The sequence below is a fragment of the Pseudoalteromonas sp. SR45-1 genome, from assembly GCF_014163655.1.
GTDB classification, from domain to species: Bacteria; Pseudomonadota; Gammaproteobacteria; order Enterobacterales; family Alteromonadaceae; genus Pseudoalteromonas; species Pseudoalteromonas distincta.
This window is the reverse complement of record NZ_JACJDR010000006.1, coordinates 1-25,835: the sequence shown is the minus strand read 5'-3', so window position 1 is coordinate 25,835 and position 25,835 is coordinate 1. Positions and strand designations below refer to the sequence as shown.

Below are 25,835 nucleotides of genomic sequence, written 5' to 3'. Positions count from 1 at the left end.
TTATAGCGTTCTGGTCATAAAGGTAAACGCCAAACACCGCTGTTTGGCGCTTTATACGGTATTTATTCGACTATTTTAATATCGATAGGTGTTTGCTGCTCTTTTTGAGCAATAAAGTCGCGCACGTAGCCTTCGAGCTGGTCAACAATGTTGTTGTTGTCAATACGCGCTTTTTGGCGCTCACCATTAATGTATAAACCTGAGCGACGGTTTGCACCGGCAAGGCCAATATCACTAACAAGGGCTTCACCCGGGCCGTTTACAACACAACCAATTACCGAAACCGATACAGGCTCAATAATATCTTCAAGGCGCTCTTCTAGCTGGTTCATGGTGCTTACTACATCAAACTCTTGACGAGAACAGCTTGGGCAGGCAATAAAGTTAATACCGCGCGAACGTATGCGCAGCGATTTTAAAATATCAAAACCTACTTTAATTTCTTGAACAGGGTCAGCTGCAAGCGACACTCGCAGTGTATCGCCAATACCTTCGGCAAGTAGCATACCTAAACCTACGGCTGATTTAACCGAGCCAGATCGCATGCCGCCCGCTTCGGTAATACCTAAATGCAGTGGTTGGTCTATTTCTTTAGCGAGTAAGCGATAGGCGCCTACCGCTAAAAATACGTCTGATGCTTTTACCGATATTTTAAATTGGTCAAAATCAAGGCGGCGTAATATATCTACATGGCGCATTGCTGATTCTAATAAGGCTTCAGGTGTAGGCTCGCCATATTTTTCTTGTAAGTCGCGCTCAAGTGAGCCGCCATTTACACCAATACGAATAGGAATGTTATACTCGCGAGCAGAATCGACCACAGCTCTTATACGCTCTTCGCTACCTATATTACCTGGGTTTATGCGCAGACAATCTACGCCGTACTTTGCCACTTTTAAGGCTATACGGTAATCAAAGTGAATATCGGCTACTAGCGGAATAGTCACTTGTTCTTTAATACTTTTAAACGCTTCAGCTGCGTCCATAGTCGGTACTGATACACGCACTATGTCGGCACCTGCATCTTGTATTGCCTGAATTTGTGCAACGGTTGCATCAACATCCATGGTGTCGGTATTGGTCATTGATTGCACAGCAATAGGGGCGCCGTCACCAATAGGGACGTTACCTACATTGATACGGGTGGATTTTCTGCGTTTAATTGGGGATTCTGAAAACATAGCGACTACTCTGCTAGTGGTAATGTAAATTTGGCTAAACGGTTTTTAGGAAATGCAGAAACATCTACAGGTTCGCCGTTTAAAGTAATGTCTACAGCGTCATGCTTACCAAGCACAACTGAAAAAGGAGGCGTTCCGCTTACGGTCATAATGTAGCCTGCTTTTTTAACGCCGAATGCTATTTTTTCGCCTTCGCCATCGTAAATTTCAACCCAACTTTCGCCGTTAAAGTTCATAACAATTGTACTGCTAGCATCTTCTTGGCTTTCGTTGTTAGATGTAATAGGAGCCGTTTCTGTAACGGCTTCTGAGCTTGTTGATGTTTCAAGCGTATCTTTTGATTCTAATAGTGATTCGTCGTTAATTTCGGCTTGTTGCTGTTGCTGTAAAATACTGGGTTGAGCTGCTTGTCGTTCACTCATTATTGAGTTGGCAACGTTTATTTTACTGGTTTGCTCTTCAATGGGGGTGGCGTTTTGCCAAAACCATAAAGCAGATGAGCCAATAACAATCGCTAAAATTAAATAACTAAAAAACATTAAACGGCTGTCGCTTGCTTCTTTTTCTGTTCGGCGCGAAAAGCTTTGCATATTAGCGGGCTTGGTCGGCTCTGGTGGGGCCGGCATCATTGCTAATATAGGTGCGCTATCGACTTTTAATTCACGGCAATAATTTTTTATATAGCCTTTAACAAAAGTGATAGGGCCTAGTAACGCAAATTCATCATTTTCAAGGCGTTTAATTTGAAGTTCAGACAGCTTTAACGGTGCAGCAATAGTTGCGATGCTAACGTTTGCTTGCTCTCTATGATTTTTTAGTATTTGGCCTACAGTTGGCTGTTCGCTCTGTGTTTGCGTATTTTCTTCATTCATAATGTGTATGAGTCTGGATCCACTAGTAAAAGTCTATGCCCTGGTTTTAATGCTATATCAGGACTTAATTTATTCCATCGCATTAATTCATCAATTAATACATGCCGCTGGGTAGCTATATCGTAAAGGGAATCACCAGCTTTAATTTCGTAATAAATATTAGGATCGTTTAGGTATATTTTACTTCCATTCATTACCCGATCCGACTCTTTTAAACCATTCCATTGCAGAAGTTTTTGTAGTTTAACATTGTATCGCACCGAAATGCTAAATAGGTTTTCGCCAACAGCAATTACATGAAATGGCACGCGTAAAGGCGATACTTTTGGATTAAGCATTGGAAGCTCAGTTTTTTGCACTGCTTCGTAGCTTTTAAATTCAATATCAGCATTATTTTGATAGTTGCTGTTTTCAAAAACGGTTGTATTTTTAGTCGCTTCGTAGAATACCACGTCACTACTGTTTTTTTGATTCGTAACTGCAGGTGCAGAATTACTGTAGTTACTAGTTTGCTGCGAATTAAACTGGCCTGTTTTAGGTGCGCCAAACGAGATTATTGTTACCTCGTCATCGGCTTTAGCCGGTTGTTTTGTTGCTATAACTTCTTTTTGAGGTTCTAAAACAGGTTGCGCTTTTTCAGGCGCTGCTACTATAGAATCTGCAGAGTCGTGCTCAGTAGTAAGTGCAAGCATAACAGCCGATGTATCGGTAGGATTGCTTGGCGCGACGACTTTAGGAGCCTCTTCTTTTTGCGTCGTTACTTGTTTTGCTATTACGGTTGCTTCGTCGGCTTGCGTACTGAGCGTATTTGGCAATGCTTGAGCTTGCTCTTCTCTTGCTATAACTGGATTTACATCTTGGTTATTTGCTGTTGCGAGCTTTTTATCTGTTTTTTGCTCGTTGTTTGTTACCAAGCTTGTTGAACCGTCCTCTGGCGAACGTTTCTTTCTAATAACTTTTATTTTTGGTTTTGAACTAACGTGCGCGCCGCTTGCGTCATTTTTTAGTTCTTTTAACTGCGCTTTACGGTATTTTTCTCGCAGTATTTCAAACTCATTAAAACGTGTTCTTTTCTCTTTTAACGCATAGGCTTCGTTGCTGGTAGAGTAAGTTTGCAAAATAGTGTTGGAAATTTTTTCAGCTTCTTCAATTCTGCCCATTCGGTTTTTTACAAGATAGCTAAGCATTAATGCGCGAGAAGATACTCGACCCGTACTTTCATAGCGTTTTAAAAGTTCACTGGCTTTGTACAAGTCACTTTTAGCGTAATACAGTGCGGCTAAGCTAATTAATGTAGATGTACGCTGAGAGCTGTGATTAAGTGCCTGCTGAAAGTAGCTTTCTGCATTTTCAAAATCATCAAATTCAATAGCACACAGGGCTAAATTTTCGTAGCTTTCGGCAACGCGAATATAACTTGGTACTTCAATGGCTTTTAAAAATTGATCAGTTGCACGATCGTATTCATCAATACCACATAAAAACACACCGTAGTTATTGAGGGTGTTAGGATCGTCTGGCTTGATTTCAAGTGCTTTTTGGTAGGCTTTATCAGCTAGCGGGTTTTCGCCCACTTGTTGGTAGTAATAAGCAAGAGAGTAATGTACTTCAGGTAGGTCAGGAGCAAATGCTGCTGCACGTTCTAAATTGTATTTGGCTTGAGAATTATTACCCGTTTTTAAATACTGTAGGGCTAAAGCAATTCGTGTTCGTGCTGCGCCAGTATTATTAACTTTATTTTCGACGACGGGTTTATTACTGCCGTTATAACTACTTTCACTCACACAGCCACTTAGGGCAAGTGTTGATAGTGTTATAGCAAGTATAGATCGCATTACCTTATCTCTTTATTTTTAGTCCATGTCGCCTATCTTACCTAAAAGCTTTACTCTTGCATCATTTATTTAAAAATAAACAACTTAACAGCCTTATATGGTTTATTCGTATAAGGCTGTTACAGATTATGCTTGGTGGATATTAACGGCAATCGCGTTATCGTCGCGGATTTTCTTTTTAGCTAAACGTTTAGTACGGTCAACTACGTCACCGACTAACTGACCGCAAGCTGCGTCAATATCATCGCCGCGAGTACGGCGAACAATACAGGTTACACCTGCAGCTTGTAGTACTTTTGAAAAGCGGTCGATACGGCTATTACTTGAGCGTGTGTACTCGTTACCCGGGAACGGGTTAAACGGAATAAGGTTTACCTTAGACGGTGTGCCTTTTAACGTTTGTACTAATGCATGCGCTTGATCAGTGCTGTCGTTAATGCCATTAAGCATAACGTATTCAACAGTTACGTCTTTATTAGCTTTTGAACCGTCGATATAACGACGACACGCCGCTAAAAACTCTTCAATAGGGTACTTTTTATTAACAGGCACTAAAATATCACGCAGTGCGTTATCGGGTGCGTGAAGAGATATAGCCAGTGCTACGTCAATTTTTTCTTTTAGTAAATCAAGAGCAGGTACAACGCCTGAAGTACTTAATGTTACGCGGCGCTTAGATAAACCAAAGCCCCAATCGTCCATCATTAGTTCCATTGCTGGCACTACGTTTTTAAGATTAAGTAAAGGCTCGCCCATACCCATCATTACAACATTAGTCACTGGGCGCTTTTCGCTATGACCATCAAGGCCTATATCTTTAGCTACACGCCAAACTTGGCCAATAATTTCAGATACTTTTAAGTTACGGTTAAAGCCTTGTTGAGCAGTAGAACAAAAAGTACATTCAAGCGCACAACCCACTTGTGATGATACACATAACGTAGCGCGCTCTTTTTCAGGGATCCAAACGGCTTCTACTTCTTGGCCGCCTTCAAGGATAAGCGCGTACTTAATAGTACCGTCGCTTGCTTGTTGGCGAACTGTTATTTCTGGCGCTACAATTTCGCACTCAGCTTTAAGCTTTTCTTTAAGCTTTTTATTTACGTTAGTCATTTCGTCGAAGTTATCTACGCCAAAATGATAAATCCATTTCATCACCTGGTCACTACGAAACGGCTTTTCACCGAACGATGCAAATAGCTCGCGCATTGCATCTCGGTTTAAATCTAATAAGTTAATCTTTTTTTGCTCGGTCATGAAACAACCTCAATCGGTGACGGTGGAGATAAAAATTTACGAGGACGAATTGTACACAATTCACTCACTTTAATCATTAAGTAAAATATCAAAAAATGCACTTATGAATACTTTGCGTAATGACTAAAAAAGGGCCCGAAAGCCCTTTTCATTTTGTTAACGAATTCGAATTAACGAGTACGTGAACAAAGCTCTTCGTCAGCGAAGAAGTACGCGATTTCGCGAGCAGCAGATTCAACAGCATCAGAACCGTGAACAGCGTTTTCGTCGATGCTATCAGCGTAGTCTGCACGTAAAGTGCCAGCTAGTGCTTCAGCAGGGTTAGTAGCACCCATGATTTCACGGTTTTTAAGAACAGCGTTTTCGCCTTCAAGAACTGTAACCATTACTGGACCAGATGTCATGAAAGATACTAAAGCGCCAAAGAAAGGACGTTCGCTATGTTCTGCGTAGAAACCTTCAGCTTTCTCTTGTGAAAGGTGAACCATTTTAGCTGCAACGATTTTAAGGCCAGCAGTTTCGAAACGGTTGTAGATAGCGCCAATGTGGTTTTTAGCAACTGCATCAGGTTTTACGATTGAGAAAGTACGCTCTAAAGCCATCTTTATGCTCCAATAATTTTAAGTAAAAGTGTGAATATTAACGGGCGCGAATTATACGCGTTTTAAGTGAAAAATCCTAATTTTATTAAAAACCAGTTTGATTGCTGTTTTATGATCTCGATCAAATTTAAATTATTAGCCATATTTATACTGCTGCGCTTGTGTTTATGTATTTTTCAATAACACCAATTTCACTGGATTAATGCTTAATTTTTCAATCAAATTGGTAAAACTCATGCAACTGGTTTAAACCCAGTTCGATGTATGGAGCGCACATGTTACCCGTTATTTCTTCAATGCCTTTTATTCCTGAATTATTATGCCCCGCAGGCAGTTTAAAAAACATGCGCTACGCGTTTGCTTATGGCGCAGATGCGGTTTATGCGGGGCAGCCTCGTTATAGTTTGCGTGTGCGTAATAATGAGTTTGACCTAGAGACCCTGCAAATAGGCATTAGTGAGGCGCATGCGCAAAATAAAAAGTTTTATGTGGTGTCTAATATTGCGCCGCATAACGCTAAAGTTAAATCGTATTTACGTGATATAGAGCCAGTTATTGCGATGCAGCCCGATGCGCTGATTATGTCAGACCCTGGTTTAATTATGCTTGTTCGTGAAAAATGGCCTGCGATGCCCATTCACTTATCAGTACAGGCGAATGCGGTAAATTACGCGAGTGTACAATTTTGGGCAAAGCAGGGAATTGAACGCGTTATTTTATCGCGGGAGCTGTCGCTCGAAGAAATAACCGAAATACGCACACTCTGCCCAGACACCGAACTTGAAGTATTTGTACATGGCGCACTGTGTATGGCATATTCGGGGCGTTGTTTGCTCTCTGGTTACATAAATAAGCGCGATCCAAATCAAGGCACGTGTACTAATGCATGTCGCTGGGATTACGATGTAAAACCTGGTGTTGAGAACGAAACTGGCGAAATGGTACATAAAATTGACCCCAAACAGATGATTCCTACACTGGGTGAAGGCGCGCCAAGCAACGATGTATTTATTCTAGAGGAACAAGGTCGCCCTGGTGAGTATATGCCTGCGTTTGAGGATGAACACGGCACGTATATTATGAATTCCAAAGATTTACGCGCTGTGCAATACGTAGAGCAGTTAACAAAAATGGGGGTACATAGTTTAAAAATAGAAGGGCGTACTAAGTCATTTTATTATGTGGCGCGCACTGCACAAGTTTATCGTAAAGCAATAGATGATGCCGCTGTGGGTAAACCATTTGATACTAGCTTATTTAAAACATTAGAAAACTTGGCGCATCGTGGTTATACCGAAGGCTTTTTAAAACGCCATGCCCACCAAGATTATCAAAACTATGAATACGGTCACTCTGTATCAACTAAGCAGCAATTTGTGGGTGAAGTACTTGGGCGCTGCGAAAGTGGATTAGTTGAAATAGACGTTAAAAATAAATTTTGTACTGGTCACTCTTTAGAGCTTATGACACCACAAGGTAACATTACTTTTACGCTTGAATATATGGAAAACAAAAGAGGCAAAAGTATTAGCGATGCTAAAGGCTCTGGTCATATTGTAAAAATCCAGCTAGATGAGGGCATTAACTTAGATCACGCTATTTTAATGCGTAATCTAGACGCGCACCAAGATACCCGTAATCCGTTCAAAAAGGTCAGTTAGGATCCACTCTAATAACTGCTCAAAGCTATTTTATTAAATAGAGTGACGCTGAGCAGTTATATCTTCATCTGCTATTTTTTAAATACCATTTATGGAATTTATCTTATCATTAATGCTTATTTATAAAATTTTAAAAGCGAATATAATGGATATTCGTACTTAACACGTGTTGTTAAATCGCTCCTCACTGTTACCCCATTACTTTTTAAAGGAATCATTTTTGTATGTGGATAATTTTTGCATTACTCGCAACCGTTTTTTTTGGTGCCCGAGGAGTGTTGTATCAATGGACGTCGCAGAAAAAGATTAACCGTAACTTATTATTATTCGGTGTATTTTTTGTAGGATTTGTTATTAGTGCGCTAGGTACTGTGGTATTTGAACATACATGGTATGGCTGGGCAGACATTACGGTTGGGCTAGCGTTAGGTTTTGGCTCTTTTGCTGCTAATGGTTTGTTGCATAAGGGGTTTTCGGTTGGTAAAGCGTCTTTAATTAGTATTTTATCAGGATTGACGCCTTTGTTTGTCCTTTTATTTGCTTTTTTATTGTGGCAGGAGACCTTAACAACAATTCAATTAATTGGCTTTTTCATTATTTTTGGTGGCCTTTATATCATTCGTTATTCAAGCGATATTTCGTTGAACAACCTACAAGGTGCGCAATGGGGATTACTCGCTGCACTTGCCTTTGCATTTAATGATTTAATGGGTAAGCAATCAACACTTCTTGAGGCCGATACGTTTGCAACGCTAACGTCTATGTTTGGTTTTGGTAGTTTTCTTTTTGCTGTTAGTTGGTTAGTAAAGCGTAAAAAAATGCTAGCAGAGCAAGGCACTTCTCAAGGGTATTGGTCTGCGAGTAAAACATTTTCATGCGGGTTACTGATTGGATTAACAAACGTGGCAGGTATGGTGGCAATAATATCGGCTTTTGCAATTGGTAATACAGGGCTCGTTTCGGCAATTTCGGGGATGAACATTTTAATTATTTTGCTCTACTCACGCATCATTCTAAAAGAGTCTTTTACCCGCCAAGAAGTGATAGGATTAGCAACAGCATTTTTAGGTGTAATTGTACTTAGGCTTAGTTTTTAAACGTTTAAAGCTTTCCTTTTAAAAGCATACATTGCTACTTTTCGTTGAAGTGTTGCAATGTATGCTCTATTAATAGTCGTACCCGATAAGATACTTGTTTTCTGTCGCGATAAAGCATAGAAAATGGCTGCCCTTCACTTTGCCAGTCAGGAAGGATACGTTTAAGCTTTGTGGCTTCAATAAGAGGCAATGATATATAATCAGGAATGTAGCTAATGCCTACACCAGACTCAACGGCTTGTTTCATCATTTGAATTTCATCAACTTCTAACCGGACATGCGTGTTTGGATTAAAACTGTATTCTTCACTCGTTTGCTGATTTTTTAACTGCCACGGTACCAACCCAACGCACGTAACTTTTGGTTGCTCTTCTAATTGCTTAGGATGAGTGATGGATTGATAATCATGACTTAAGTGAGTACATAATATATTGTGAGTAAGCTTAAGCTCCCTAATAACCCAATTATCAATAGCAGGATTTCTTACTCTAAACGCTATATCAATCCCTTCTTTTTCAATATCAATAAGGTTATTTGAAAAGCGTAAATCTAGTTGAATATCGGGATATTGCAGTAAAAAATCACAAAAAATAGCACTTAAAAAGTGTTTACCCATGTAAATGGGTGCAGAGATCCTAATTTTCCCTTTAGGTTGCTCTTTCTCATCACAAAGTGCTTGCTCTATACACTCTACTTCATCGAACAGTTTACGATAGCGATCGTAATATAACTCGCCAGTATGCGTAAGTGTTACCCGATGAGCATCTCGATTTAGTAACGTTAATTGCAGAGCTTGCTCTAATAAACGTATTCTACGGCTCAAAGTTGATAGTGACATATCAAGGCTTATTGATGCTTTTTTAAAGCTACCTAGTTTTACTATGGTGCAAAAGTAACGTAAATCATCGAGAGAATAATTAGCTGCCATCAAAACCACTTATCATATTAAGACTTAATTATTGATTATGTTGTTTAATACTAACAGCGGCGCCTTAATATTTCATTAGAGATTAAGGGGGGAGGGAAGAACTGAAATTAGGCAACCAAATTTTATGTGATTTTAATTTAATAACTCTCAATAAGAGCACTGGTAAATAATGTAACTCAATCTGAACAGCTAAATTAATTAAAAGTAGTTTTAAATCGTTCTTGTTAGAGCCGTTGAAAGTAGATTTACAAATAATGATTTACATCGAGTGCTCTATATAAATTCGCTTAATTAAGTGATCATTTTTATAAGTCGTCTTTTTTGATGAATCCCTAAAAAATAATTAGAGGCTCTACACAAAAATAGAGCCTCATTTTTATAATTTAGAAGCGATAACTGGCACCTAAATAAACAGTACGGCCATTAACCGTCGTATTGTATAAACGATCATTGGAGTCTGAATACTGCTCTTCTCGTTCATTAGTTAAATTACTGGCTTCTATAGTGAGCTTTAGCTTTTCATTAACCTGATAAAATGCTGATGCATCTATGTATGTACTGGCATGAAAACCATTTTCGTCTTCGTCGCCGTTACCGGCTTGTACCGATGCAATATAGTCACTTCTATAAGCTGCTGCAACGCGTGCGCCCCATGAATCAGAATCGTAATATACTGTAAAGTTACCAGAGTGTTCTGACAGCCCAGGGAATGATTTATATTGATCAATACCCGAATTACCTACGTTACGGTACAGCGCTTCACCATCAGCAAATGTATAATTAGCAATAACACCTAAGTTATTAAACGGAGCTGGCAAAAAGTCGAGGTCTCGTTGAAAAGCGAGCTCCCAGCCACTAATATCACTTTCATCTAAGTTTTGTGGTTGAATAACGGTGAAAACAGTATTTGCTGTTTGCGGATTACCGTTTTCGTCTACGTCGCCTAAAAAGCTAAGAGGATATCCGGTTTGACTGTACGGGATATCATATGTTTCGGTGATAATGAAGTTATCGATAGACTTATGGAAGTAACTTACGGCCGCATACCCAATGTTTTCAAAATAGTACTCGACTGAAAAGTCGAAGTTAACAGATTCGTAAGGTTTAAGGTTTGGGTTTCCTGAACTGATACTAAGGCCATTGGTTGATGTGGCATCATTTTGTACAACGCCTGTTGGCACTAATGCACCGAGCGAAGGGCGGGTGAGATTTTCGCCATAGCTTGCACGAAGTACTAAACTGTTATTACTATCCCACACTAAATTTATAGCGGGTAGCAACCCTGAATAGGTATTTTCAACGTCAACTACTTCTCCATTTATTAACCCTATAGCATTGGTAGTAGTATCGTAATGGCGCACACCCGCATTACCCATTAAGTAACCTGAGCCTAGTTCCCATTCAGCTTCGTACTGCAAATAAGCGCCAAAGGTTTTTTCTTGTACGTTATCGGTAAAATCAGGGTTATCTAAGTTAGGGTCGATATTCATACTCGCTAGAGTGCCTAGTACATCAACACTTACCCATTGTTGTTTATTGTGTGCGGTATTGGTAAATGTAAGGCTTGAATCTACCGTGTCATCCAGTACGCCATCTTCCCAATCACTGCGATTAATATTATCAGATTTACTTTCACCGTTTTCACTTTCAAACTTTTTATTAGATACACCAAACTTTATATTTGAAGCATTGTTTAGTGTGTAATTAAAATCTAATTTCATAGAGTCGAATGTATTAGTTATTTCTTCTTCAGATATATCAATTTCGTGATAACGAAATAAACTACTGTCTGTAGGCTCAAACCCGTATGTGTTTTCACCATAATAAGCATCTTGGCGGTAATCAATTGTTTCATCGCCAAATGTTTCTAGATAAACTTTAACACTCCCTGTATTAAATTTGGTTTCTGAGCGCCCCACGAGAGCGGTCATATTTAAATCGTTTGTAATTTGCCAGTCACTTTTTAATACAAATTGACTTATTTTAGTGTCTGCATATTGGCTGCGGCTTTCTGAGTGTATTGCGGCATCTTCGTATACTGAGTAAATAGCGTCGTTATTTTCATTTATTTCAAGTGCTGTGAGCTTTGAACATACTTGCTCGTTGTTATAAGCTGGTCCAGTACAACCAATAGCTGTTGAGCTAGAACCTCTGTTTTGTAAGTGGTATTCACTGCGGTCATTATTCAGTTCACCATATAGAGCGTCAAAACCGAATTCAAGGTTATTACTCGGGCGATATTGAAGAGCAAGGGTCGTCCCTAAACGTTCCTGTTCATTTTCAAATAATGAATAGCGGCTACCACGTGAAAAGCTCACTTCTTCGTTATTTATTTTGTCTTGTAGTTCACCTGAAAGATTTGAGATATCAGAGCCTGAAGCATTTTTTTTGCGCCAGCGATACGTATTGTAACCTTGCTCATTTACATCACGTTTGCTGTATGCAATTGAAAATAATGCGCCAAATTTATCATCCCAAGTATCTGAGATCAGAGCTGCAAAACGTGGGCTAACATCATCGGTTTGTGAGTTGTCGCCAAGTTGACCTGATAGAGCAGTATTAAAACCATCAAAATCAAATGGTTTAGCTGTATGAAGCCCAACAGTGCCGCCTATGCCGCCTTCATCCATTTCGGCTGAAAATGATTTTTTCACATCAACGCGTTGAAATAACTCAGAAGCAAATATATTAAAATCAAAAGCGCGAGAGCGACTTACGGAACCTCGGCTATCCATTGCTGAAGACGATGTACCTAAAGCTTCCATACCGTTGAGTTGTACTTGTGTAAAGTTTGGACCCAAGCCTCGTAACGAAATTTGTCGGCCTTCGCCGCCCTCTCGAGTTATGGCAATGCCAGGTACACGTTGTAGTGAGTCTGCTAGATTTAGATCGGGAAAATCTGCAATATCTTCAGCCACAATAGAATCTTGTGCGCCCACAGCATTTCGTTTTAAATCTTTTGCCTTTAACAAACTGTTGCGATAACCCTGTACAACAATTTCTTCCACTTCTGTTTGCGCAGATTGTTCTGCATACACATAATTAGACGCGCCTAATGAACTCATTATAGCCGTTGCTAAAAGCGTACGAGATGGTTTGTTCAACATGATGCTTCCTTGGTTTTTAATTTAAAGTTGATTATTAATAAAAGGGTTTGTGCGCACTAAATGACCTCCGTCAAATTGCACCACATAGTTAAAGCGCGCCTGCTGTGGCGAGCCGGGTATAAAATCGGTTGAAATTACTTGTGCGCCGCTATTTTTTGCAGCATTAAACTGCATTGTTCGTTGCGAATTAGTGGCACTTAAATTTGCATCTGCGCGGGTACGCACCATGAAGCCTTTTAATACAAGTTGCTGAATTTTATAAAAGTCGCGTATAGGGTTGTTCACAATCATAAAAGCAGCTTCGGGGTGGTTTTCATCATAATGGGCAAACATGCTAGCCCCTTTTAACGAAGGCCTATTTTGTTTATAAAGTGCGGATTGTTGTGTATTGCCATCAAATAAGAATATGAACTTACCTGCTAAGGCACGTGTACTTGGCCACCCAAACTTAACGACTGTTTGGTTTAAAGATAATGGCGTTTTGCGTAAATCATCTGGCGTGAATAATAAGTTAGGTAACGATTTTTGAATTACTTCATCGAGTAAATAATAATCTTTCGGTGTAAATTTAAGTGGATTATTCCCCAGAACTAAATCAGATCGTGTTTCTTTTACATTGAGCATTACAACAATTGGAAAGTGCTGCGGATTTGCCTCTGACCATGCTTTCAATGTATTCAAACAGCCACTAAACAACACACAATGGCTTTGCACATCAATGTCGGGAATGTGCATTACTTTAAATCCAGGAGTAGCTAATTGCTTTTTTTCTAACTCATTAAACAAAGGCGTTGTTGCAAAAGTATTAGCCCAAGGTTTTATGTATAAACCCCCATTTGGGTCTTTTAAAACGTCAATTTCTAAATGGCGAACACCGCTATTTAACTGTTTAATAATAGATGAATGACCGTAATCAATACGGGCCATTAGCTTGGGGCTTAAATCATTTAATTTATGTTTAACGCTTACGTTTAATGTTTTTTTATAGCTGTTATGTGAGCCAATCATTTGCAGGGTGTTTAATGGCTTAGCGCTAACACTGCTTACATAACCTGCAAAAAAAATAAAAATAAAAAATGGCATAGCACGTCTCAATTGTTGAGTTTGCTATCTAAGAGCGAGCATTTATAAATTAGGGGACACAAAAATATGCATTTAATAAAAGTTTCATAATAGAAAAGCATGTTTATTAAATTTCATGTCCCCTTTTATCCATTACCTCGCTCTAAATAATGAGTGAAATAAAAACGGGATAAAGCCATCATGATTAGAGTCAAAGTACTATGGTTAGCACTATGGATTGGGTTATGTATTACATGCAAAGTAAGTGCTATTGAGTACTTTGAGGTTAAAAGTGCGTCGCAGATGGAGACGGTTAAAGTGGCATTTTTAGCTGATATTCATCTACATGATATTTTTGCTAATTTACATGACGTAGATAATATAGAACTACCAAAGGATGTTACCTCAAAGCAACCATTACTAGTGCGTAGTATGCTTGCCCAGCTTCATTCAACACGTCTTTTTAATGAAAATTATTTTGTTTTTTTACATGTATTAGATGAATTAGCCGAAAAAAAAATAAAACTAGTCGCCTTACCTGGCGATTTTACTGATGATGGTCAACCTATTAATGTGCGGGCACTGGCGCGTATTTTAGGTCATTATGAAAAGAAATATGGAATGCGTTTCTTTGCCATACCGGGTAATCACGATCCCGTAAAACCATATACAACACCGGCAGGTAAAGCGGACTTTTTAATGGCGCAAGGTAAAGAGTTTGGTGTTTATAGTTATCAACATGAAAAGTGTATGGCTAAGCAGTCTGTATGTGATGATGGTTTAAAAAACTGGGGATACGCTGAAATACTAAGCACACTCAATGACTTTGGGTTTAGTAAACATAAAGGTGATGTGCTATATGAAACGCCTTATAAAAACCGAGAGTTTATATGGTGTAACCCCAATAACAAAAAACACTGTATCACCATGCCCGATGCGAGTTATTTAGTTGAGCCTATAAAAGGGGTTTGGTTAATGGCAATTGATGCCAATGTTTATGCACCGCAATGGCAAAACTCACCGCTCACTTTTAAAGGGTCGTCTGGTGCTGGCTATAATGCTTTAATTGATGCAAAGCCTCTATTGTTAAAGTGGATAAAAACGGTTGTAAAAAGAGCCAAAACGCAAAATAAAACACTGGTTGCATTTAGTCACTTTCCAATGGGGGAGTTTTACGACAATGCAAATGACGAATTACATAAAGTGTTTAGCTGTGGTCATTTTTCTCTACCAAGAGTGCCAACACCACGTACAGCAAAAATACTGGCAGATACAGGGTTAACGCTCCATTTTGCAGGGCATATGCATTTAAATGATACGGCGCTGATAACCAGTAATCAGCACTCCCAGTTAGTTAATGTGCAAGTGCCAAGTTTAGCGGCTTACAAAGCGGCCTATAAAGTTGTAGAGCTAAATTTAGCTAAGCAAACCGCGCTTATTAGTACTCATACATTAGACGATGTGCCGGGTTTTAATAACTTATTTAGTTTATATGAAAAGGAATGGCAGTATCGTAACTTGCATAATCTTAGTAATTTTGACCGCACTATTTTGAACTCAAAGAGTTATGGTGATTTTACCAAGCAACATTTATTTGGGCTGATTAAACAGCGTTTTTTAAAACGCGATTGGCCTAAAAATTTAGTGGCATGGTTAAATGACAATCATCATTTAGCCGATTGGTTTACAAATATGCAATGTTTAAATGAAGCACCGCCTAATTTGCTCTCTCAGCTTGAAGCTGTATCGACAAAAGAATGGCTTCAAGATTTTTATTTATTAAGAAATGGTGATGTAACAGCAGATATAACAGCTAAAAAACGTATTACTTATCAACAACTAAATACTTTTTTAGCACAATCGACATGTAAAACAGATACGCAAATACAGCAATACTTAGCCCTGTTAATAAAAGTAATGGCAAAATTTAGTCAACATACCCAGGGGGAGAATTTCCGCGTTGATTTAAAAACAGGAAAAATCATTTAATACTGATAACTCAACCCTAAGTAAAAGGTACGTCCACTTGTGGTTGAGTTGTAAGCTCTGAGGGTTGAATTACTGTATTGTCGCTCTTGTTCATTACTGAGATTAAATGCGCTAAATTTAAGTTTCCAATAATTAGAAAAATAATAATTTACACTTGCATCCCAATATGTGGTCGGCATAAATCCGGTTTCGTTTTCATCGAGTAAAAGGCTGCCAGCACGCACTAAATATTTATCTCTAAAAATAGCGCCGAGTTTAAAATTGAATTTAGGGTGGTCGTAAAAAATCATACTTGATGCGGTAATTTTAGATAAAAAAGGCAGGTTTTTTTTAAATAAAGCAGTGCCACTATTTGAGTCATAATAGGTGACTTTACCTTTATTATAAGCCGCTTGTATATTAATGCCCCAATCAGAATTATGTATTAAGTAGTTTAAACTTACCTCGGCTCCCCACTGATAGGCCGTTTCTGCATTACTTAGCCAAAGTAATTGACTATCGGAGGTTGTAGGCGGCGAATCTTCAAATAAAGGCGCTTGTGTTGTGACTATGTAATCCTCTAGATCTTTATAAAAAAGTGATATGTTAAACGAACTGCGACTACTAAAATCAGCCTCTAAGGAAATATCGCTATTATAAGATAAGTAAGGTTTTAGATTTGAGTTAAATATGTATTTTGTACTATTGGGGGTATCGTTTGAGCCATCAAAATTGAGTGAATTTAGTAATGGTTTTGAATAGTTTTTAGAAAGTCCTGCACGAAATCGCCAATTATCGTTAATAAAATATGACCCATTAAACGTTGGCAACCATAAGTTATACAAAATAGGGGAGTAGGGCGCTTGAGTGTAAGATGTTATAGATTCTGATTGGTAACGCACACCAATATGAGCCACCCATTTTTCTTGCTCTGTACTTAATAGAGTATAAGCACCTCTGCTATATTCCTTTATATGTTCAGCTTTAGTCGTGATTAAAAAATTATTGGCTTGTACATTAAATGGGTCAATGCCATAAAGATTAAGTGCCTCATTAGTGTTTATTTTTAACCACTGCTGTTTTTTATGTGCATTTTGCGATGAAACATACGATGCAGGAAGGTCAATTAATTGTTGTGGTGTATCGGATATTTCATTAAAAAAAATATCGTTTTGCTGTGCGTTATTCATTTTATTTTCAAACAGAGTCCAGTCAGCCCCAAATTGAAGAGTTATTAAACTATTAACGTCATATTGAAAATCTAATTTTGCGAAGGTGTACTCACTATTTGAATTGTATTGCTCTATATCACCATGATGCATTTGCCACATCGTCGGATTTTTCAAGTTTTCGCTGTACTTAATATCTGCATAAAATGGCGTTTTACGATAATCAATTGTAACGTCACTTATACCTTGGGTATAAATTTTATTGCTGTAAGGAATGTCATACTTTGAGCGCTCGTTTCCTAATATGGCGTTTATTTTCCAATTTTTATCTAGTTGCTGGGAAAATGACAGCACGCCTTGCTGATATGCCGTATTTATTTTTTGAGTTCGGCTTTCGGTTGCCACGCGTGCATTTTCATAACGTGCATACTCAAGCTCATTATTTTCATTAGCTTGAATGTCTTTAATTGTTGTTAGCCCTTTAATTATAGGCGTTGACTGATCCCCTCTAGGGTATAAATGATATTCATGCCGCTCTCCTTTTAAAAAACCTGAGAGCATATCAAAATCAAAATGCGTGGTTTCGTTTTTATACTCTACAGATAGGTTTGCCCCAAATCGTTGCTGGGTTGCTTGCCATACCGAGTAGCGATTACCGCGAGGGATTATATAATCGCCTTGAGTTAAATGCTGAGCTTGTGATTGAGTTAACGCCGAGAGATCAGCGCCTTCTATGGCAATATTTCGCCAGCGAAATGTATTAGCGCCTTGCTCTAACGATTCTCTGTTTGTGTACGCAACGCTTGCAAGTACCCCCCAATTATTCCACGTGTTAGAAATTAAGCTTGAATAGCGTTTTGCGCCTGTACCCACATAGTCGTTGTAGCCGACTTCTGGTGTAATAATAAATTTAAATCCTTCATTATCTAAGGGGTTTATAGTTTGCAGTGCCATAGTGCCAGATATTCCACCTGCAATTTTGTCGGCAGAATAGGCTTTAATTACATGAATTTGTTTAAATAGTTCGGCAGGTAAAATATTGAAGTCGAAAGAACGATCGCGCTGTTTTTGCACTCGACTATCCATTGGTGAATCATTATTTGCCAATACAGGCATGCCGTTAAGTGTTACCAAACTAAAATCAGGATAACTGCCACGTATTGATACTTGGCGACCTTCGCCTGCTTCGCGAGTAATGGCTACACCCGAAATATACTGTAAGGCTTCAGCCAAGTTAGTATTTGGTATATCGGTAATATCTTGTGCTGAAATTGCTTCGCTAATCGTTTTATTATTGTGTTTTAAGTTTCGTGAGCGAGCCAACGAATAGCGGATACCCTTTACTGTTATTTCTTCAAGTGTTTCTTTATTGGTCGTTATTTTTTGTTGAAAAATAACAAAACCCTTGTCTTGAATTTTATATGTTAACTCGCTGCCTATTAATAAAAAATCTAGTGCTTGAGCAAGTGTATGATCGCCAATTAAGGTGGATGTAGTTTTGTCGTCGATAAGGGAAGGGTTACTACTAAAAGAGACTGCATATGCATTTGCTACTTCTCTTAAGCTGTCACTGAGAGAACCGGCAGGTATATAAACAAACGTATGTATGTTTTTTGCGGCACTTGGCATTGCTGTTAAGCAACTAACAGCAATAAAAAAGTACACTAAAATACGTTTATCTAATGTACATACATGTTTTAGCATAAGAGTTTAATCAACATACTTCATTTAAGGTCGCGTTAAATGAAGTTCGTTGCTCTTTTTTTCTACATTCCAGTTGTAAGTAGATGCTATTAGCATAAGGCTTTGTTGCGGCGTTTCGAGATTAAATCGTCCGCTAATTAAAGTATTATTTAGTGCGTTATCTACTTTAATTACCATAGGGCTATAACGCTGCAATTGCTTAATAACAGTGGTTAGAGGTTCTTTTTTTGCATCAATCCAACCCATTCGCCAAGCAGGGAGTTGTGTCAACTGCTGGCTATAATCTACAGCTATATGTCCATTTTTTATAACAGCTTGTTGAGAGGGAGTTAATATCACTTTATCTAAGGCCGAGACTTCTACCCTGCCTTCGTACACTGTTACCACTACTTCATCCTTATTGCGCTCTACATCAAAAGAAGTACCTAGTACTTTAATGCTTGCTTGTCCGGAATTTATTATAAATGGCCGTGTTTTATCTTTGGCTACATCAAAAAAAACCTGTCCTTTTTTTAATTCGATTTGCCTAGAGTGTGGTAGTAAGTGCGCAGTCAACTCACTATCTGCATTTAAGTGTAAATATGAACCGTCATCTAATAACTTAGATACACGTTTGCCTAAACGTGCTTCTAAAAGCTGAGGTAGGTTAGTTTCAACTGCTGTTTTTGCAATAGGTGTTGGTGTAAACGCTTGTTGAGATATAGAAAGCCAGTACACTGCAAAAGCAATAGCGCTAAAACTAGCTGCTAAGGCGAGCATAGGGAAAGCCCTAGAACGTTTAGCATTAGGCGTAATTATTGGAGTCGGTAAACTATATTGTTTAGTGTAAATGTGTAGAGCCTGTTTAACAGCAGGATCGCCAAATACATTGGCTATTTTCTCAAATGCAGCCTTATTTTCTGTGCATTTTAACCAAAGCGATAGTTCTTTACGGTCATGATCATTTAAATCATTAATCCGATCTACCCAATCTGCTGCCTGTTCTAAGCGTTGTTCGTTCATTAAAAAACCTAACCTGCGTTGATTAAATATAAAGAGCGTAAAAGTGTAATAAAGGGGACATTTTTATTGATTTTTTTCTATGTGAAGCGTTATTTGTATCATTGCGCGCGTAATATGTTTTTTTACAGATTCTTGGCTCATATTTAACTGCAGACTAATTTCTTCGCGACTTAATCCGTTAATACGTCGAAGCTTAAATACTTTTCTTCTTAAAGGTGGCAACTCTTCCAACGCACTTTTAACAAGCTCGAGCTTTTGCTCTGTAATAGACTGCGCCTCTGGATCGCTATTATCATCTGTAAAAAGCTCAATATCTTCTGCTTTATTTGGTTGGCTTTTATTTTTTTGCCAATCACTATACATAACAGACTTTGCGACTTGATTTATGTACGCCTGAAAGTTTTCAATTTCTAATGTGTCATTTCTATTTAAAGTTCTCAGCAAAGCTTCTTGGACTAGGTCGTCTACGTCATCGGTATTATTTGTTCGACGACTAACAAACTTACGAATATGGCTGATAACGTTTTTTACATCGCTTTGTTCAGAAGAAATATTTAAATTCGATGGCAGGGGGCTTTTAAAAGTCTTCATTACTCAGTCTAGAATTTTATTTTAAATAAATACTAAGTGAATAATATGACCAATTGATTACAGGTACGGTTGGGCGATTAAGTAAATTAAAGTAATGATACGAAGAATAAATTATCATTTAGAGCATCTTAACGCTTTAAATAGGGTTTAATTTTAGGCATAGAGTATTTGAGCAAATAACGCTTTGAGAAAGACTAAATTTTTGGAGGTACTATATTCCCTTGTTATCACTTATTTGAATGTTCTTTTGGCGAGATTAGCGTATGACTAGAGGGCTTAAGCGCTTTTCGGCAGATCAGCTAGTTTTATATTAGCTTAAAAAATGACATAGAAAAGTTAAAATAATAGTATCAAACTTAGTAAAAGTGCAGCTATTTTTATTGATTAGGATCAACAAAGCAACAGAGAAAAATAGGCATAATTTATGGCTGAAATTTACACCTAAAAATAAAATGGTGAGTTACGATTTATTGAAAAATAGCGGTTTTTTATTAAACTAGAGCTGCACAAAAATCAGCCTTTATACACCTTTATTTTTACTTATCTTTTTGTTTTATAATGATTTTAATTGAAAGGGCTAGGAAATGGCTTTACTCATAAATAACAAATGCATTAACTGCGATATGTGTGACCCAGAATGCCCTAATGAGGCTATTTATATGGGCGCTAAAATATACCAAATAGATGCAAACAAATGTACAGAGTGTGTAGGGCATTATGATAAACCTACTTGCGAAAGTGTTTGCCCTATTGACTGCATAAAGCCCGATCCGAATAAGCGTGAAACTTTGGACGAACTAGCAGAAAAATTTGTGCGGGTAACTGGCAAATAACTCGTCAGACATTTTGCTAAGCCGCTTTTAATTTATGCTAAAAACACTACTTACATTACTTATTTAGGTTGTAGCTAAAGTCCGCTGTCATACATTTTTAGTTTCAATCAAATCTTATTACCTTCATTAATTATCAACTATATTGTGTTACCTTAAGGCTTTATAAACTCAAGTATTAATCTAAGTTTTAGATTGCATTCTATAGGAGTCTATTTTGGATATAGGTATTAACGCTATTCAGGCTGTATCTTCAAAACAAGCCATATTTATTAATGATGAGTGCCGAGTATTTGTAATTGGCGATCTTGATGGTGATTTACCGGCCTTAAAAAACGCACTTAATAACGTAAATTTTGACCCTGAAAGAGATACTTTGTTTTGCCTAGGCGATTTTGTTGATCGCGGGGATAAAACATATGACTTATTTACATACTTACAAGCCATTAGGGCATGTATGATATTAGGTAATCATGAGCATTTAATGTTGGAATCATTATTAAGTAATGATAAAGCGGCTTTTAAATTATGGACTGATAATGGTGGTAATTGGCACAAGTCGGTATCAAGTGAAAAGCTCAGTGTTATGTGCGATGAGTTACTAACTAAACCGCTTTCAATAGTACTTGAGTATCGTGGTTGTAAAATTGGGTTGTCTCATACATTTGCACAATCGTGGGATTGGGAAAATTACCCTGATGATAAATCGCTAATCGTGCAATCTTTATTGTGGGATCGCGAAGTAGTTAAACAAAATAAGGTAGTTAAAAGTCATGGAGTCGACTTTTCAATACATGGACATAACTCAACTAAAGCGCCTTTTTGGGTTGGTGATAGTTATCATATAGATACAAATTATTATGGTGGAAAGCCGACATTACTCGAGCTTTCAGAGGTTATTGCTACGCTTGATTAACCAAGCGCTATTTAGCAATTATTACTTCTTTCAAATATCATCCGGCAGTTTTGCTTTTTAAAGTATAAACTGCTGACTACCACATCAAATTATCCCCTTCGTATTTTTGTATACACTTTATGATGATTTATGCATTGTAATTATTCATTAAGCTATTAAATACCACAAAGCCGCTCTTAGTTTTTTAATTGAGAGCTGCTCTGATGTGTGGGTTGGATTTTAAGTTTCATTCAATAGGTATTAATACAGTTATATGAGACGTTTATTTAGTTTTAATATTGATGATTAACAAACGGTTAAGTTTGGCTGTGTAGAATTGGGAACAATTTTTGCCATTTCGTAAATAATTTACGTAAAAGGACTAACTTCTCGCTTTAGGTTTTATATAAGCAGATTTAAATGGAACAGCCTCTCACATGATAGTAGCAAGCATATACCCTTTCCCTTTTTCAACGTTTTGTAAGTCGTCACTTTATATATCAATTTTTTCTGCTTTGGGTTCTACGTGTGCTTTTGCAGCGCAAGAAAACCCGCAGCACGCAAAAGGTATGGAAGTAATAGAAGTACGTGGTATCCGTTCAAGTATGGCCGAAAACTTAGATGTAAAACGTATGTCGGGATCTGTAGTTGATGCCATTACCGCGGAAGACATTGGAAAGTTCCCTGATAAAAACGTTGCAGACTCACTTCAGCGTGTACCCGGTGTGGTAATTGAGCGTGACGGCGGGGAAGGTTCATCGGTTAGTATTCGTGGTTTATCGTCAGAACTTACCTTTACACAACTTAATGGTAATTTTATTGCGTCTTCCCCGGGGGAGCCTTCGCGTTCGTTTGATTATGCTTTGTTACCGTCTTCAATGATTGAAAGCGTAGAGGTTTATAAATCGCCAGAAGCACGCTTAGATGAAGGTGGGGTTGGTGGTACTGTATTAATGCATAGCCGAAAACCTCTGAGTATGGATGCAAACTCAGGTGTATTTAATGTAGAGAGTACTTACGCTGATGTTACAAAAGAGTACGAACCGCAGTTTACGGGTTTATATTCATGGAAAAATGACAACGAAAACTTTGGTGTATTAGTTGGCTATACCTATCAGGAACGGACAAACAGAACGCTTTCGGGCGGTACTGATGCTAATGTATGGCGCTATACTGGCACTGGGCAAGCAACAGATATACATGGTAATACAGTTGATAACAATAACGGTTGGGATACTATTAATGATGCAAACGGCAACAGTTACGATGGCGTTTGGTTTCCGCAAGTTGTTCGAGGTTCTGTTCTTAACGAAAAACGTGAGCGCGAAGGGATTCAATTTAGTTCCCAGTGGCGACCAACAAATCGTTTAGAGCTTGGCTTTAATTATTTTGGTTTTACACTTGGGCAAGACAGAACAGAATCTGTGATTGATATACCAGAGTGGTCTTTAAATCCTGATTTTTTGACGGATGTAAATCTTGATGAGTCGGGCACTATTGTTACTGGTATGCAATACGATGCAATGGCAAGTGGTGTCGAAAATGATATGCAATTTCCGTGGATGCGTGGCAGTTACGTACGTGAGGAATCTACCTCCCATACCTTTGATTTTAATTTAACCTATGAAGGTGATAATTTTAAAGCGCGCTTTGTAATTGGTAATACACAATCAGAGGGCGGCCCAGAAGAAAGCTGGGAAGCGGCGTATAAAAGTTCTAACGCGGGCGAAAACGCAGCCACTATTCAAAACGCAGCTCAAACGGCTGGCTGGTCGCTCAATCAAAATAATGTGTCACTTAATATCGACCCTAATACATTAGTTAATTTACAAAATGGAGTTGGAGGCGGTCGTGATGCGGGCTCTTCAAACTCAAGCTTTGTACGCAGTGAGCTAGAAGAAGATTACTACCAAGCTGATGTGGATTTTTATGTAGATTGGGGCTTTTTAAAAACAATTAGAACCGGTGTTAAGTACCGCAACTCAATTCTTCACCGTGAAACCGGCAACACCTTCTTTTTAGATCCAAATTTTGATATTGCTGCAGGGGAAGCAAGTGAACAAGGTATTACCCGTTTTGATAGCTACCAATGGAATGGTGGAATGCCATTAGCTCAAAATGTATTTACTAGTGAGAATAATATTGCAGGTGGTTTTGATATAAACCAAATGCCAAGTATCGACTGGAATAAATACCGCGATATTGTCACTGCTAGTTATGTACCTTATACGCGCATTGAAGATAATTTTGTTTACGATATAGAAGAAAAAATATCGGCTTTTTATATACAAGGTGATTTTGAATTTAGTGAAGTCAGAGGTAATTTGGGTGTGCGTGTTGTGCAAACAAAAACACTTACTTCATCTACTGACTTATATACCTACCAATTAGATCACACAAATGATGAAACAGGTGAGCCAGTAACAGGTGACGCTCGTTTTGTAGAAGACTATCAATTAGTCACTCAGCAAAACAAAGACACTCAAGTTTTGCCAAGCTTTAATATAGCGTGGGATGCAACCGACGATTTAGTTATTCGTGGGGCAATAGCTAAAGTAATATCTCGTTCTGACTATAGTGATTTAGGTGCGCAGCAGCGCATTACCTATGTATCAGGTGAATGGGCAGAAGATAGAGCCGCATTTAACGAGCTTCCTGGTTTTAGCGGTAGTGGCGGAAATAAAAACTTGAAACCATTTGAATCAGTTCAAGCTGATTTATCTATTGAGTATTATTATGGCGAAGGTTCTGCTGTTGGGTTGGCACTTTTTCATAAAAAAGTAGATAACTTTGTTGTGCCACTGGTGATCGACGTAGAGCAAAACTTTGCTGGTAAAAATAATATAGTGGATGCAGGGACTATTAATATAGCCCCTTACAGCACTGTAGGTAATGGCACCGATGCAGTATCAAAAGGCGCGGAAGTATTTATTCAGCATGCCTTTGATAATGGTTTTGGCTTTTACGCAAATTACACTTATAACAAAACCAATAAAGCAGATGTAACAATTAATGGTAAAGAATTTGGTCAGTCGGCCTTAATAGGTAGTGCAAAGTATCAGTACAACACCTCTGTTTATTATGAAGGAGATTATTTTAATGTACGTGCTTCTTATAATAAGCGCGGCGAAACAGTACTCGGTATAAATAGCGGATTAAATGTATACCAAGACCCTTACGAGCAACTCGATGTAAATGCATCCGTAAATTTATACGACGGGCTTAGCTTTACCGCAGCGGTTATTAATTTAACTAAATCTGAATCAGTAACGCGTTTAGGAAATGACACCGATGCGCGATTACTCAATACTAGCTACTCAGGTCGTCGTTTTTACGCGGGCTTTAACTATAGCTTTTAGCTAAATGACTTAATAGCAGGTCTGTAGACAGTTTTTTTTTGATAGCGCAGGCCATAACAAACACTTTAATAAGCGTTAAATGTTAATAAAATGCTAGTTATGTTGTGTTTTTAATGCGTTTAGCTTAAATTCTCAGCGAACAGTGCTTTATTTAAAGTTTTGTCAATAAAACGCTTGCGTAAAAATCTGTTCTCCCTATAATGCGACCCCACTGAGACGGGAAACGCCAACGCATAGCGAGGCACGAACTGCTCAGAGAGTTAAATAAAACTTCGGTTTTAAATCTTCTAAAAAGAAAGTTTAAAACAAAGTGTTGACTCGAAAAATAAAGGGTGTATTATTCGCATCCCTTGAGACGTTAAAGCGACTCAAAACGTTCTTTAACAATATAAAGCAATCATCTGTGTGGGCACTCGTACAGATTGAGTTCTAACAGCCAACCTACTTAGGTAGCGAGGCAAACAAATTAGAGTCTCAATTGAAACTGAGTGACCATATGTTATTAAAAGATTCAGCCTTGAGCTGTTTTGATTTTACTTTTTTAAAAGTGAAAATAATAACGCACAGTCAATTCAATATCGAAAGATATTAAAAATTCAGAATTCATTGAGCTGTCGAAAGACATAAAACTTTTTAATTGAAGAGTTTGATCATGGCTCAGATTGAACGCTGGCGGCAGGCCTAACACATGCAAGTCGAGCGGTAACAGAAAGTA

General features: G+C 38.2%; 17 protein-coding genes and 1 rRNA gene. 7 read left to right on the top strand and 11 right to left on the bottom strand.

From position 1 onward, the window contains the following. Positions 1 to 62 precede the first annotated feature (62 nt). From ispG to ndk, 5 genes are all read right to left on the bottom strand, one after another. On the bottom strand, positions 63 to 1,181 hold the full coding sequence (gene ispG, locus H5089_RS07675; protein ID WP_154904108.1) for a flavodoxin-dependent (E)-4-hydroxy-3-methylbut-2-enyl-diphosphate synthase: 1,119 nt from the start codon (positions 1,179 to 1,181) through the stop codon (positions 63 to 65). Between the two features lie 5 nt (positions 1,182 to 1,186). After that, positions 1,187 to 2,053 carry a RodZ domain-containing protein gene (locus H5089_RS07670; protein ID WP_002961292.1) on the bottom strand — a complete coding sequence of 289 codons (867 nt, stop codon included), beginning with the start codon at positions 2,051 to 2,053 and terminating at the stop codon, positions 1,187 to 1,189. After that, complete coding sequence (pilW, locus tag H5089_RS07665; RefSeq protein ID WP_182711895.1) at positions 2,050 to 3,888, bottom strand: type IV pilus biogenesis/stability protein PilW; 1,839 nt, start codon at positions 3,886 to 3,888, stop codon at positions 2,050 to 2,052. The genes H5089_RS07670 and pilW overlap by 4 nt, the downstream gene beginning before the upstream one ends. A 126-nt stretch (positions 3,889 to 4,014) precedes the next feature. Further along, complete coding sequence (locus H5089_RS07660) at positions 4,015 to 5,145, bottom strand: bifunctional tRNA (adenosine(37)-C2)-methyltransferase TrmG/ribosomal RNA large subunit methyltransferase RlmN (RefSeq protein ID WP_002961289.1); 1,131 nt, start codon at positions 5,143 to 5,145, stop codon at positions 4,015 to 4,017. Positions 5,146 to 5,315: 170 nt separating this feature from the next. Then, positions 5,316 to 5,747 (bottom strand): nucleoside-diphosphate kinase, encoded by a 432-nt coding sequence (gene ndk / locus H5089_RS07655; RefSeq protein WP_002961288.1) that lies wholly within the window; start codon positions 5,745 to 5,747, stop codon positions 5,316 to 5,318. 275 nt (positions 5,748 to 6,022) lie between these two features. Between ndk and yegQ the strand changes: the two genes are divergently transcribed. Further along, the gene (yegQ, locus tag H5089_RS07650) at positions 6,023 to 7,408 is read left to right on the top strand and encodes a tRNA 5-hydroxyuridine modification protein YegQ (RefSeq protein WP_182711894.1); all 1,386 of its coding nucleotides are present in this window, start codon (positions 6,023 to 6,025) and stop codon (positions 7,406 to 7,408) included. A 224-nt stretch (positions 7,409 to 7,632) separates the two neighbouring features. Beyond that, positions 7,633 to 8,505, top strand: a complete 873-nt coding sequence (locus tag H5089_RS07645) for an EamA family transporter (RefSeq protein ID WP_002961284.1) — start codon at positions 7,633 to 7,635, stop codon at positions 8,503 to 8,505. Between the two features lie 34 nt (positions 8,506 to 8,539). Here H5089_RS07645 and H5089_RS07640 read toward each other — a convergent pair whose 3' ends face one another. The 3 genes from H5089_RS07640 to H5089_RS07630 form a co-directional block, all read right to left on the bottom strand. Next, positions 8,540 to 9,433: a LysR family transcriptional regulator gene (locus tag H5089_RS07640; RefSeq protein WP_182711893.1), complete on the bottom strand. Its 894-nt coding sequence runs from the start codon at positions 9,431 to 9,433 to the stop codon at positions 8,540 to 8,542. A gap of 383 nt (positions 9,434 to 9,816) precedes the next feature. Then, positions 9,817 to 12,540 (bottom strand): TonB-dependent receptor, encoded by a 2,724-nt coding sequence (locus H5089_RS07635; RefSeq protein ID WP_182711892.1) that lies wholly within the window; start codon positions 12,538 to 12,540, stop codon positions 9,817 to 9,819. A 21-nt stretch (positions 12,541 to 12,561) separates the two neighbouring features. Beyond that, positions 12,562 to 13,623 carry a Ca2+-dependent phosphoinositide-specific phospholipase C gene (locus H5089_RS07630; RefSeq protein WP_182692789.1) on the bottom strand — a complete coding sequence of 354 codons (1,062 nt, stop codon included), beginning with the start codon at positions 13,621 to 13,623 and terminating at the stop codon, positions 12,562 to 12,564. A gap of 180 nt (positions 13,624 to 13,803) precedes the next feature. On the opposite strand from H5089_RS07630, the gene H5089_RS07625 reads away from it, so the two are divergent. Next, a complete protein-coding gene (locus tag H5089_RS07625) occupies positions 13,804 to 15,591 on the top strand; it encodes a metallophosphoesterase (protein ID WP_182711891.1) in 1,788 nt (595 codons plus the stop codon). On the opposite strand, the gene H5089_RS07620 is transcribed toward H5089_RS07625, so the two are convergent. From H5089_RS07620 to H5089_RS07610, 3 genes are all read right to left on the bottom strand, one after another. Then, the gene (locus H5089_RS07620) at positions 15,588 to 18,443 is read right to left on the bottom strand and encodes a TonB-dependent receptor (protein ID WP_182711890.1); all 2,856 of its coding nucleotides are present in this window, start codon (positions 18,441 to 18,443) and stop codon (positions 15,588 to 15,590) included. The two genes, H5089_RS07625 and H5089_RS07620, sit on opposite strands and share 4 nt — an antisense overlap. Positions 18,444 to 18,467: 24 nt before the next feature. Then, on the bottom strand, positions 18,468 to 19,445 hold the full coding sequence (locus tag H5089_RS07615; protein WP_182692786.1) for a FecR family protein: 978 nt from the start codon (positions 19,443 to 19,445) through the stop codon (positions 18,468 to 18,470). Between the two features lie 63 nt (positions 19,446 to 19,508). Then, complete coding sequence (locus H5089_RS07610; protein WP_182725241.1) at positions 19,509 to 20,036, bottom strand: RNA polymerase sigma factor; 528 nt, start codon at positions 20,034 to 20,036, stop codon at positions 19,509 to 19,511. A 584-nt stretch (positions 20,037 to 20,620) separates the two neighbouring features. Between H5089_RS07610 and H5089_RS07605 the strand changes: the two genes are divergently transcribed. From H5089_RS07605 to H5089_RS07590, 4 genes are all read left to right on the top strand, one after another. Then, the gene (locus H5089_RS07605) at positions 20,621 to 20,869 is read left to right on the top strand and encodes a YfhL family 4Fe-4S dicluster ferredoxin (RefSeq protein WP_182711889.1); all 249 of its coding nucleotides are present in this window, start codon (positions 20,621 to 20,623) and stop codon (positions 20,867 to 20,869) included. Between the two features lie 214 nt (positions 20,870 to 21,083). After that, positions 21,084 to 21,782 (top strand): metallophosphoesterase, encoded by a 699-nt coding sequence (locus tag H5089_RS07600; RefSeq protein WP_182711888.1) that lies wholly within the window; start codon positions 21,084 to 21,086, stop codon positions 21,780 to 21,782. A gap of 416 nt (positions 21,783 to 22,198) precedes the next feature. Continuing rightward, on the top strand, positions 22,199 to 25,120 hold the full coding sequence (locus H5089_RS07595) for a TonB-dependent receptor (RefSeq protein ID WP_182711887.1): 2,922 nt from the start codon (positions 22,199 to 22,201) through the stop codon (positions 25,118 to 25,120). A gap of 634 nt (positions 25,121 to 25,754) precedes the next feature. After that, positions 25,755 to 25,835, top strand: a 16S ribosomal RNA gene (locus tag H5089_RS07590); the annotation flags it as partial.